This window comes from Azospira sp. APE16 (genome assembly GCF_047901315.1).
Classification (GTDB): Bacteria; Pseudomonadota; Gammaproteobacteria; order Burkholderiales; family Rhodocyclaceae; genus Azospira; species Azospira oryzae.
The window spans coordinates 3,252,446-3,263,389 of sequence record NZ_CP179682.1 but is presented as its reverse complement, the minus strand read 5'-3'; the positions used below and the strand labels follow the sequence as shown (position 1 = coordinate 3,263,389).

Genomic DNA, 10,944 nt, shown 5'->3' with positions numbered 1-10,944 from the left:
CAAGACGTCTATGTCCATCTCCCTGTCCGCCCCCTCTATCTCTAGCGCATCCGCCAAACGGTCGGATGGTTGGCTGGCCATAAATTGCCTGAAGGATCGGGTGGATTTGGCCCATGTGCAGCAGGCTCCCGGACAGATGCCCGAGGTCGTTCTGCTTGAGTCCTACGCCACGGGAGGCGATTTGCAGGGGGCCTTGCAGCGTTTGCGCAAGGAAAAGCGCCTGCATTCCCATCGTTGCGTGGTCATGCTCAATTCCGGTGACTTCCAGGTGTTGCAGGTCGAGGCGCCCAGTGTGCCTCTCGACGAGCGGCGGCAAGCCTTGCGTTGGCAGATCAAGGACATGCTGGACTATCCCGTAGAGGCGGCAACCCTGGATGTGCTGGATGTTCCCGGTCAGCAGGGCAGTGGGCGGGCGCAACAGGTGCTGGTGGTAGTTGCGGCCAATGCTGTGCTGTCGCCGCTGGCTGCGGCAGTGGTCGGCGCCGGACTCAAACTGGAAGCCATTGATGTTCCCGATATGGGGCAGCGCAATATCGCCGCCTTGCTGGAAAAGGACAACAGGGCCGTCGCTCTCCTGACTTTCGACGATGATGGCGGCCTGCTGACGGTCAGCGCTCAGGGCGAGTTGTATGTCAGCCGCCGCATCGATGTCAGTCGCCAGGCGTTGGAAGGGGCTGCGGACGAACGTCGTGAGCAGCTATTCGACCGCATCGTGCTTGAGGTCCAGCGGACCCTGGACACGTTTGATCGCCAGTATAGTTTCGTCCCCATGGGGCAGCTTTGGTTGGCCCAGGTGCCCGGTGGTGATGGGCTGAAGGCCACCCTGGCCCCCAATGTTTATGTGCCGGTCGAAACCCTGGACTTGCAGAACGTTCTGCATTTCCCGGGTATTCCCGAGTTGCGCCATCCCGAGCGTCAGGCCCAGTGCCTGAAGTTGCTCGGTTGTGCGATGCGTTAAGGGGGTGGTGTGAGTCAGCAAATCAATTTGTTCCATCCTTCCCTGCTTCCCGAGAAAGAGTGGATTACCGGGCGCAATCTGGCCCTCGCTGTTACCGGTCTTTTTGTATTTTTCCTCGTTGCCGCCGGCGCGACCCATTACCGTCTGGTGTCTTCCACTGAACGGGCCAGGGCTGCTGAGCAATCTGTCTCCCAGTTGAAGGCAAAACTGCAGGAGGCCAGCCAGCAACTGGCGGCCGCCAAGGTCCCGGTGGACAAGGATGCCGAACTATCCCGCCTGCAGCGCGCCGTGACCGAGCGCGAACAGGTGCTGGCCTTGCTGGAGCAGGGTTCGCCCAAGGAGGGCCAGGGTTTTGCCGATTATTTCCGCGGCTTGGCCCGTCAATCCTTGCCTGGTCTGTGGCTTACCGGCTTTTCCCTGGGGGCAGGGGGTAAAGGGCTGGAAATTCGCGGGCGCATGACGGACCAGTCCCTGCTGCCCGAATACATTCGTCGCCTCAACCGGGAGCCGGTTTTTGTCGGACGAGAGTTTGCCGCACTGGATGTCCGCCTGCCGGATGCGCCCGATGTGCCCCAGGCTGGTGCCGCCAAACCGTCCGAGCCGGCCGCAAGGCCTTCCCAGAATTACGTGAATTTTGTCTTGAAACCTTTGCGCTCTTCCTCTGCCGGGGAGCGGGACGCAACCGAGAGCAAGGGGAGTGGGCAATGAAGGGGCAGTTTTTGGCCTGGCTGGCATGGTTTGATGCTCGCAATAAGCGGGAGAGGACCATCGGAGCGGTGGCTGCTGTTGTTCTGGTGCTGTTTGTTGGCGATGCCTTGCTGCTTTCATCTCCTCTGATTCGGGTCCGGGCTCAGACTGCCCTGGCGGAGCAGCGTGAAAGCGAGGTGGCCAGCCTTTCCCTGCAGCTCAAGGATGTGCAGTCGGAACTGGCGAACAGTGCGGCGAATCGCGCCCAGGTTCTGCAGACCCTGAAGGGCCGGGTTGCCAGCCTGGATGGACAACTGAAGTCGTTTGATGGCACCCTCGTTTCCCCCCAGGCTGCTCCGGCCCTGCTGGAACGCCTGATGGGGCGTCGCAAGAGCCTGCAGATGCTGGGTCTGCGTACTGTGGCGCCGGTGCCGGCCATCGATGGTCCGAGTGCTGCCAGCACTCCCGAGTTGAATCTTTACCGCCACGGTATCGAGATACGCCTGGCCGGCAGCTATGGCGACCTCCTTGGCTATTTGGCCGATCTGGAGTCGGCACCGGAGCGGCTGCTATGGGAGGGGGCGGAACTGAAGGTTGATGTGTATCCCCGTTCCATTCTGACCCTGCGGGTCTATACCCTCAGCCTGGATAAGGCGTGGTTGGTCCTATGACACGAATCAAATGCCTGGTGTTTTGGGGTGGCTGTTTGGCGATGATGCCTGCCATCGCTGACGATAGTGCTCTGCCTGATCCTACCCGGCCACCGGAGGCCTGGGTTCATGTCTCTCCGGAAGGTGGTGCGGCGGTGTCCGGCCCCGTCCTGCAGTCAGTCGTGCTGCGCCGGCAGGGAACTCCGGTGGCAGTCATCAGCGGTGCGATGGTCCCCCTGGGCGGCAAAGTGGGCGATAGCATTCTGGTCAAGATCAAAGAAAATGAAGTGGTCCTGAAAGGGCCGTTGGGGAGCGAGGTTCTACGCATGACTCCCGATGTGAACAAGAAAACGGTAGGTGAAGTTCCCAAGCCCGTCGGGCGCAGGAACCAAAGGGGTAATTTATGAAGCGAGCCTTGATCGGCATTCTGGCCTCCCTGTTTCTCGGCGGTTGCGTTACCTCGGGAGGGAAACCGGGTGCCACTTATGAGCGTATCCAGAGCGAGATGAAAGGTGCGGTGGATGCCAATCGCTCCGCCAGTGCCGATGCTGTGAATCAGGCATTGCTGCCGCCGCTGCAACTGGATGTGCCCAAGGCGCCGCCGGCTGAGCCTCGCTTTGACCTGGCGGTGACCAATGCTCCTGCGTCCCAGGTCTTCATGGCGCTGGTTTCCGGTACCCGCTACAGCATGCTGGTGCCGCCGGAAGTGGCGGGCTCGATCACGGTCAATCTGAAAAATGTCACCCTGCGGGAGGCGCTGGAGAGTCTGCGGGACCTGTATGGTTACGACTTCCGGGTGCAGGGCAATCGCATCACCGTCATGTCCAATGCGATGCAGACCAGGGTCTTCCAGGTTAATTACCTGGCTGGCCGGCGTCAGGGCTCCAGTGATGTGCGGGTAACCTCCAGTTCCATTAGTGTGGTTTCCCCAGGAGCCAGCTCTGCTGGCAGCTCTACATCCTCGGCGCAGTCTCAGGCGATGAGTGCGTCTGGAACTGCTGCCAGTGGTGCAACGAGGGCTCAAGACAGTAGCCGCATCTATACTTCGCAGGATGCAGATTTTTGGAATGAATTGAAGACTGCATTGGGAGCAATCGTAGGGACGGAGGATGGCCGAAGCGTCATCATCAATTCCCACTCGGGGGTTATTTTGGTGCGTGCCATGCCCGGCGAGTTGCGCAATGTGGAGCAGTATCTGCGGGCCACTCAGGCCATTATCGAACGCCAGGTCATGCTCGAGGCCAAGATCATTGATGTGGCCCTGAGCGATGCCTATCAGTCGGGCATCAATTGGGCGTCCTTCAGTGGTCACACGACCATTGGCGTGGCAGCCAACGGTTCCTCCAGTACTACGGCGCTGTCTCCGTCTGGGGCTTTGACTTCCGCAGGTACCACGGTCAGTCCTGGTGCAGGGGGCGCTCTGGCTGCAGGCTCTAACGGCTTCTTCGGCCTGGCATTCCGCACCAAGAGCTTCGCCGCGCTGCTGAATTTCCTGGAGACCCAGGGCAATACCCAGGTGCTGTCCAGCCCTCGCATTGCCACCCTGAATAACCAGAAGGCCGTGCTGAAGGTCGGTACCGATGAATACTATGTGACCAACGTCAGTTCCACCACCATTGCTTCCACCACCACCACCACCACCCCGACGGTGACGCTGCAGCCGTTCTTCTCCGGCATTGCCCTGGATGTGACGCCCCAGATCAACGAGAGTGGCCTGATCACCTTGCACATCCACCCCTCCATCAGCGTGGTGACTGAGAAGAACAAGAGCCTGAGCCTGGGAACGGATCTGGCCATGACCCTGCCCCTGGCCACCAGCCGGATCAACGAGTCCGATACCATCGTGCGGGTTCGCGACGGGGAGATCGTGGCCATCGGTGGCTTGATGACCCAGGACCAGTCCGATACCAGTAACGGTCTGCCAGGTATCCATCAGGTCCCGGTTCTCGGCAACCTGTTCGGTCAGAAATCCAAGGCCCTGAACAAGCGGGAGCTGGTGATCCTGCTCAAGCCCACGGTCATCCAGAACGAATCCGACTGGCAGTCCGATCTGCAGAACACCCAGTCCCGCATCGACGATTTCGATCCCCGGAGAACCCTGCCCCAATGACATCTGCCGGAGCCGGGGGGGCGCTGTGTATCTGAAGCATTTCGGATTGGTGGAGTATCCGTTCGGGATTACGCCCGACACCAGCTTTGTCTACGCCACCACCGGCCACCAGGAGGCCTTGAATACCCTTCTGGTGGCGCTTCGCGCGGGAGAAGGATTCGTCAAGATCACCGGGGAGGTCGGCACCGGCAAGACGCTGCTCTGCCGCCGTCTCCTGCAGAATCTGGGCGACAAGTTCGTTACCGCCTATCTGCCCAACCCCAACCTTGAGCCCCGTACCCTCTACCTGGCCCTGGCTGAGGAATTGCGGTTGAAGGTGGCGCCGGATATCGATCAGTACCACTTGCTCAAGTCCCTCAACAAGCGTTTGCTGGATATCGCCCGGGAGGGCAAGTCCACCGTGGTCTGCATCGACGAGGCCCAGGCCATGCCGCTGGAGAGTCTGGAGGCCCTGCGCCTGCTTTCCAATCTGGAAACAGAAAAACGCAAACTGCTGCAGTGGGTCATTCTGGGACAGCCGGAGCTGGACAAAAAACTGGGCATGCCGGAAATCCGGCAACTGCGACAGCGGATCGCCTTCCATTACCGCCTGCCCGGACTGGGGCGTCGCGAGGTGGCGGCCTACGTGGCCCACCGCCTGCGGGTGGCCGGTTATCGGGGCGAGGAGCTGTTTTCCTCCGGCGCCATCAAGGGGTTGCACCGCGCCAGCCGCGGTACTCCCCGCCTGATCAACATCCTGGCCCACAAGGCCCTGCTGGCCGTATTCGGCGAGGGCCACTTCCAGGTGCGGGGTAAACACATCAAGGCTGCCGCCCGGGATACGGAAGGCACCCGCTCGCTCCGTCTCTGGTGGTAGAAAGGTTGCCATGAGCCTGATCAATCAGATGCTGCAGGATCTGGACCAGCGCCAGGCAGGAGAAGTGCAGCGGGCCCTGCCCAACGAGGTACGCTCCCTTCCTCCGAGCCGTCGTTCTTCCATTCTGCCTTGGGTTATCGCCGGTGGCAGTATCGCCCTGATGACGGCAGCCATTTATTTTTACCTGCCTTTGGCAATGCAAAGTGGGGCTGCGCCTGTGGCCGCGGCCGTGGTGTCTCCCCCTAGAATTCCGACGGATGAGCCCCCGGCTACCCCAGCCGCGGGGGGGGGCGCGCCGATAGAGGCTCCGGTACCGGCCCCAGCTACCGCGGAGCCCATGCCCTTGCGGCTGTCGGATGTGCTTTCGATGCCCCAGCCGCGGCAATCATCCGTTCCCCAGGAAAGCCGGAGTGCGCCGCTGGCGAAGGAGAGCCCTGCGGTTGCACCCGTTCCTGTGACCGTGCCACAAGCCTCCCCTGCCAAAGCTGCGAGCGGGGTTGCTGCCAGTGTTGCGAGCAAAGGTGAAACGCGGGATGGACCTGTTCACATCGAAAAAACGCCCCTGCAGCCCACTCCCCAGGAGCGTGCCGAGTCCGAGTACCGGCGGGGTGCTGCCCTGCTGGCCCAGGGACAGCTCAAGTCCGGCATGGATGCACTGCGCTCCTGTCTGAAGGTCGATGGCACTCACGCAGCCGCCCGGCAGCTGCTACTCAAAGCATTGCTGGAGCAGCGTTCCTATGATGAGGCCCGGGAGTTGCTGTCCGAGGCGGTACAACTTCAGCCCGGACGCTATCAGTGGGCCATGACCCTGGCGCGGCTGCTGATCGAAAAGGGGGATGCGGCAGGCGCCTGGCAGAGCCTGCAGGCCTCCATGGGGGCGGGCGCCAACAACGCCGATTACCAGGGGCTGGCCGGCAATGTCCTGCAGCGGCTGGGCAATGGCAAGGATGCCGCCGAGCACTACCGGGCGGCTTTGCGCCTCAGCCCCAATGACGGCCGCTGGTGGATCGGCCTTGGCCTAGCCCTGGAGTCCCAGGGCAACGGGGCAGAAGCGCGTACGGCCTTCCAGACGGCCCGGGCTAGCGGTTCCCTGACACCGGAGATGGCGGCGTTTGTGGAGCAGCGCCTGCGCTGAATCCGGGGGGCTGCTTGGCGGCCGCCTCGGCCTTTTCCAGGGAAGCTGCCAGCGTCCTGATTTCCGGATAGTTGTCGGCCAGCACCCGCACCTGACGCAGTGCCGCTGGCACCCGGGCGGGATAGGCGAGGATGGCCAGCTGCAGCATCTGTTGGGCCTCATCCTGGCGCCCGGCCAAGGCCAGCAGGGCCGGGTACTTGAAGACCAGTCGATCCACCGGCGAGAACAACAGGCTGTCGGCGGTGATTGCCAGTTTTTCCTCCAGATTGTCCGGGCTGATGGGGGCGGCCAGCGCGTAGTAGAGCTGGACGTAGTGGGGGAACAGGGACTCGCCGTAGAGTTTGCTCAAGCGGGTATGCACCTCCGGCCAGGAGGTCTGCTGGGTCGTGTCGATATCCCGCCAGTGCATGGTGTCCTCCAGCAGGGAATAGTCCCGATACAGGTTGCCCATGACCCAGATGCCGGCCAGCAGCAGCAGCGCCATTGCCCGGGGGCCGAGCTTGCCCAGGTCGATGGAAATGGGCCTGGGGGCCAGCGCTCCCAGGAGGATGGCTATGGGGCCGAGGAAGAAGGCGTACCACAGGGGGTATTCCAGTTGGCTGTGCAGTCCGACGATGGTGATGGCGGCCAGTCCCCACCAATGCCCATGCCCCCATGCCTGCTTCCGGAATTCGCGCCACAGCGCCACGCCGACGAGCATCAGGGTCAGCAAACTGGCGATGCCGAATTCGGCCAGCAGCTGGGCGAAAAGGTTGTGTGCGTGTTCCGCCGCACCCGGCAGGCTGCCCGGTGGGACGGAGCCGGCCACGACGAAGGTCTGCCAGGAGAAACCGCCCAGGCCGACGCCCAGCAGGGGAGCCTGGAGGAAGCTGTTCCAGGCGATCTGCCACAAGGCAAAACGGGTGGAAATGCCGCCGGGGTCGCTGTACAGGCGCTCACCGGCCGTGACCATGGCAACGTCGCTCACGTTGCCGAAGTGCTTGGCAAGCTCCACGAGCAATGCGGCGGCGATGACCCACCCGGTACCTTTGCGAATCGAAGCAAAGTCGGACTGCCGATAGCCCATGGCAAAACTCAGGATGGCCGTGGCTGCGATGTACAGATAGACGGAGCGGGAGGCCGTGAAGACGGCGCACAGGGCCAGGGGTATGGCGGCCAGCAGGAACTGCCACGGGCGCAGGCGCTGCCGGGCCTGGAGATAGATGGCGGAGAGGACGCCCAGCCAAAGATAGTCGGCGAACTGGTTGCGTTGCCCCAGGTTGGCAAAGACCTGGCCATTGCGGGTGGGGAAAATGAATTCCAGGCCCAGCCAGTCGGGACGATACAACTGCAGGCCGACGATGAGGAGGCTCATCAGGCCGCCGCAGAGAAAGCCGATGGATAGCGTCTGCGCCAAGCGTTCCAGGCCGGCTTCCCTGACCAGCACCCGGCCCAGCAGCAGCATGAGGCAGGCCCAGATGAGGTAGAGGCAAAAGAGCAGGCCCTGGTGCAGAAAATGGACCTTGCCGGCAACCAGCTGAAACAGGAACAGGGCAATGAGGGCAAAGGGAATCAGTGCGCCCAGGGGCAGGCGCAGATCCTGGCGTGCCGGCTCCCGCAGGAACAGGCTGCTGGCCAGCAGCCCCAGCAGGCCGGCCCACCACTCCGCATAAAAGGAGGGAATGGGGTTGTAGTGGTGCGGATTGAGGAAGGGCAGGCAGGCCATGGCCCCGACCAGGAACAGGCTGCACTGCAGATGGCGCTGATAGGAAAAGGACATCGGGGCGGCTGCGAAAAAAGGCTAATGATGACAGGTGCGGGCAATGACGCCTACATCCACCTGCCGTGCGCCATGCAGTTTCAGGGTTCTGGCACATTCCGAGAGGGTGGCGCCGGTGGTGAGGACGTCGTCAAGCAGGAGCAGCCGTTGGCCGTCGAGGGCGGTGGTGCAATGAAAGGCGCCGCGGACGTTGGCGTGGCGCTTGTCGATGGGCAGTTCTGCCTGGGCCGTTGTCGCTCGCGTCCGTTGGCAGGCCTGGGACAGGACCGGCAGGTTCAGCAGCCGGCCCAGGTGCTTGCCCAGTTCCAGACTCTGGTTGAAGCCCCGCTCGCCCATCCGCTCCCCATGCAGGGGCAGGGGCACGATGGCGTCCCACTGGTCGGCCAGGGGTGCCAGCTGTCGCGCCAGCCCTTCGGCGAAGAGCGGTGCCAGTCCCAGCTGGCCCTGATATTTGAAGGCCTGGATCAGCCGGTCCACGGGATGCTCGTAACGCCATGGGGCCCAGGCGCGGTCGAAGTGGGGAGGCTGTTTCTGGCAGTGGCCACAGGTCAGACCGCCGGTGCCGGGTTCGGCGCAGCGGGGACAGGCATTGGCGCCGAGCAGCGGCAGCTCGTCACGGCAGGCGGCACACAGCATGCCTTCCTCACAGCGGTTGTGGCACAGCAGACAACTGGCCGGAAGCACTGAATTCAAAGCGAATTTCCAGGCCCGCCCGAGGACTTTACGGCTTTGGGCTACAATTGACATTTCACCCGTGCTCCGGGATTATTCATAATTATGAGCCATACTTAATAGTATGGATGCCAGTAGGGTTTTTCGCAAAGGTTTTGCCATGAATGCAGTCACAGCCGCCGTTTCCGCCACTTCTCCCGCCGCCAATAGTGCTTCCGCCCATGCTGCCACCGACAAGCCGGTGTGGAGCCTGGAGCAGGTACAGGCCCTGTTCGATCTGCCTTTCATGGACCTAGTCTTCCGCGCCCAGCAGGTGCACCGGGAAAACTTCGACCCCAATGCAATCCAGCGTTCCACCCTGCTCTCCGTGAAGACCGGCGGCTGTTCCGAGGACTGCGGCTACTGTTCCCAGTCCGCCCGCTACAGCACCGACGTGGAGCGGGAAGCCCTGCTGCCCCTGGATGACGTGCTCAAGGCCGCCCAGGCCGCCAAGGACCGGGGCGCATCTCGCTTCTGCATGGGCGCCGCCTGGCGCGGTCCGAAGGACAAGGACCTGGACAAGGTCACCGAAATGATTTCCGCCGTCAAGGCCCTGGGTCTGCAGACCTGCGTCACCCTGGGCATGCTCAAGGACGGCCAGGCCGAAAAGCTGAAGGATGCCGGCCTCGACTACTACAACCACAACCTGGACACGGACAAGGAATTCTACGGCCAGGTGATCAAGAGCCATTGCCAGGAAGACCGCATCGACACCCTGGAGCAGGTGCGGGATGCCGGCATCAACGTCTGTTCCGGCGGCATCATCGGCATGGGCGAAACCCGCAAGAACCGGGCGGCCCTCATCGCCCAGCTGGCCAACCTGCCCAAGGCGCCGGAATCCGTGCCCATCAACAACCTGGTGCCGATTCCCGGCACGCCCCTGGCGAACGTCAATCCGGTGGACGGCATCGAGTTCGTGCGCACCATCGCTGCCGCCCGCATCACCATGCCCACCTCCTATGTGCGCCTCTCCGCCGGCCGTCACGAGATGAGCGAGGAGCTGCAGACCCTGTGCTTCCTGGCCGGTGCCAATTCCATCTTCTACGGCGAAGCGCTCCTGACCACCGGCAACTCCCAGGCCGACCAGGACGACGCCATGTTCGCCAAGCTCGGCCTCAAGCCCGTCTAAGCCCCATGGAACAGGCCGCGGCTCCCCTGGTGGACGACCGCCAGGTGCGGCGCGCCTTTGCGCGTGCCGCCGCCGGCTACGACGGCGCCGCCTTTGTCGCCCGGGAAGTGGGCGGCCGCATGGCCGAACGTCTCGACTACGTGCGCCTGGAACCGGCGCGCATCCTCGATCTGGGCTGCGCCACCGGTGCCGACCTGGCGCCTCTCCAGGCCCGCTATCCCCAGGCCCTCACCGTTGGCGTGGACGCCGTGCCGGCCATGCTGGACCAGGCCCGGCGCCAGCATCCGGCCAGCGGCCCGTTGCTTTCCCGGCTTCCCGCCTGGCTCGGCGGTGGCTCCCGGGGGCCGGCCCTGGCGGGCGGCGAGGCGGCCCGGCTGCCCTTTGCCGGCGGCAGTTTCTCCCTGCTCTGGTCCAACCTCATGCTGCACTGGGTGAATGACCCGGAACCGGTGCTCAAGGAATTGCATCGCACCCTGGAAGTCGGGGGGCTGCTGATGTTTTCCACCTTCGGCCCGGATACGCTGAAGGAACTGCGGGCCGCCTTCGGTGATGGTTACGCCCACACCCAGCGCTTCATCGACATGCACGACTGGGGCGATCTGCTGGTCCATTGCGGTTTCGCCGATCCGGTGATGGACATGGAAATCCTCACCCTGACCTATCCGGACTTTGACGCCCTGGCTGCCGAACTGAAGGCCGCCGGCGACACCGTCGCCATGACGGCGCGCCGCCACGGCCTGATGACGCCCCGTCTGTGGCGCCAGGCAGCCGCCGCCTTCGCCGCCAAGGCCAGGGACGGCCGGGTGCCGGTGACGTTGGAGGTGGTCTACGGCCATGCCTGGAAAACGGCGCCGAAGAAGACTGCAGACGGGCGCAGCATCGTGCGCTTCGATCGCAACCGCCCCTAGCGGTCAAGCCTTCCCCATCTTCCCGATACTGGCGGGCCCTG

At 63.3% G+C, this 10,944-nt stretch carries 11 protein-coding genes; 9 read left to right on the top strand and 2 right to left on the bottom strand.

Annotated features, from left to right (window positions below; genetic code table 11):
• The first annotated feature begins 10 nt into the window (after positions 1-10).
• The 7 genes from ACLSSQ_RS15565 (at position 11) to ACLSSQ_RS15535 (ending at position 6,396) form a co-directional block, all read left to right on the top strand.
• Complete coding sequence (locus ACLSSQ_RS15565) at positions 11-958, top strand: hypothetical protein (protein WP_014236389.1); 948 nt, start codon at positions 11-13, stop codon at positions 956-958.
• Between the two features lie 9 nt (positions 959-967).
• Positions 968-1,666: a hypothetical protein gene (locus tag ACLSSQ_RS15560; protein WP_416243185.1), complete on the top strand. Its 699-nt coding sequence runs from the start codon at positions 968-970 to the stop codon at positions 1,664-1,666.
• The gene (locus ACLSSQ_RS15555; RefSeq protein ID WP_416243184.1) at positions 1,663-2,316 is read left to right on the top strand and encodes a hypothetical protein; all 654 of its coding nucleotides are present in this window, start codon (positions 1,663-1,665) and stop codon (positions 2,314-2,316) included. Before ACLSSQ_RS15560 ends, ACLSSQ_RS15555 begins: the two co-directional genes overlap by 4 nt.
• Entirely contained in the window at positions 2,313-2,702 is a 390-nt protein-coding gene (locus ACLSSQ_RS15550; RefSeq protein WP_416243183.1) for a hypothetical protein, read from the top strand. Before ACLSSQ_RS15555 ends, ACLSSQ_RS15550 begins: the two co-directional genes overlap by 4 nt.
• Before the next feature lie 8 nt (positions 2,703-2,710).
• On the top strand, positions 2,711-4,405 hold the full coding sequence (gene mshL, locus ACLSSQ_RS15545; RefSeq protein WP_416243182.1) for a pilus (MSHA type) biogenesis protein MshL: 1,695 nt from the start codon (positions 2,711-2,713) through the stop codon (positions 4,403-4,405).
• Between the two features lie 49 nt (positions 4,406-4,454).
• On the top strand, positions 4,455-5,261 hold the full coding sequence (locus ACLSSQ_RS15540; protein ID WP_235832442.1) for an ExeA family protein: 807 nt from the start codon (positions 4,455-4,457) through the stop codon (positions 5,259-5,261).
• A 646-nt stretch (positions 5,262-5,907) separates the two neighbouring features.
• Complete coding sequence (locus ACLSSQ_RS15535) at positions 5,908-6,396, top strand: tetratricopeptide repeat protein (RefSeq protein WP_416243181.1); 489 nt, start codon at positions 5,908-5,910, stop codon at positions 6,394-6,396.
• On the opposite strand, the gene ACLSSQ_RS15530 is transcribed toward ACLSSQ_RS15535, so the two are convergent.
• Positions 6,341-8,155 (bottom strand): Wzy polymerase domain-containing protein, encoded by a 1,815-nt coding sequence (locus ACLSSQ_RS15530; RefSeq protein WP_416243180.1) that lies wholly within the window; start codon positions 8,153-8,155, stop codon positions 6,341-6,343. The genes ACLSSQ_RS15535 and ACLSSQ_RS15530 overlap by 56 nt on opposite strands.
• Positions 8,156-8,176: 21 nt before the next feature.
• Positions 8,177-8,839 carry a ComF family protein gene (locus tag ACLSSQ_RS15525; protein WP_416244299.1) on the bottom strand — a complete coding sequence of 221 codons (663 nt, stop codon included), beginning with the start codon at positions 8,837-8,839 and terminating at the stop codon, positions 8,177-8,179.
• A 148-nt stretch (positions 8,840-8,987) separates the two neighbouring features.
• Between ACLSSQ_RS15525 and bioB the strand changes: the two genes are divergently transcribed.
• Both bioB and ACLSSQ_RS15515 read left to right on the top strand, forming a co-directional pair.
• Positions 8,988-9,995: a biotin synthase BioB gene (gene bioB / locus ACLSSQ_RS15520; protein ID WP_416243179.1), complete on the top strand. Its 1,008-nt coding sequence runs from the start codon at positions 8,988-8,990 to the stop codon at positions 9,993-9,995.
• Positions 9,996-10,000: 5 nt separating this feature from the next.
• Complete coding sequence (locus tag ACLSSQ_RS15515; RefSeq protein WP_014236399.1) at positions 10,001-10,903, top strand: methyltransferase domain-containing protein; 903 nt, start codon at positions 10,001-10,003, stop codon at positions 10,901-10,903.
• Positions 10,904-10,944 lie beyond the last annotated feature (41 nt).

What these genes read in the sequence shown, in the direction of transcription:
- ACLSSQ_RS15565 (WP_014236389.1), top strand. Translation starts at nt 11, where the DNA reads ATGTCCATCTCCCTGTCCGCCCCCTCTATCTCTAGCGCATCCGCCAAA.
- ACLSSQ_RS15555 (WP_416243184.1), top strand. Translation starts at nt 1,663, where the DNA reads ATGAAGGGGCAGTTTTTGGCCTGGCTGGCATGGTTTGATGCTCGCAAT.
- ACLSSQ_RS15550 (WP_416243183.1), top strand. Translation starts at nt 2,313, where the DNA reads ATGACACGAATCAAATGCCTGGTGTTTTGGGGTGGCTGTTTGGCGATG.
- ACLSSQ_RS15535 (WP_416243181.1), top strand. Translation starts at nt 5,908, where the DNA reads ATGGATGCACTGCGCTCCTGTCTGAAGGTCGATGGCACTCACGCAGCC.
- ACLSSQ_RS15530 (WP_416243180.1), bottom strand. Translation starts at nt 8,155, where the DNA reads ATGTCCTTTTCCTATCAGCGCCATCTGCAGTGCAGCCTGTTCCTGGTC.
- bioB (WP_416243179.1), top strand. Translation starts at nt 8,988, where the DNA reads ATGAATGCAGTCACAGCCGCCGTTTCCGCCACTTCTCCCGCCGCCAAT.
- ACLSSQ_RS15515 (WP_014236399.1), top strand. Translation starts at nt 10,001, where the DNA reads ATGGAACAGGCCGCGGCTCCCCTGGTGGACGACCGCCAGGTGCGGCGC.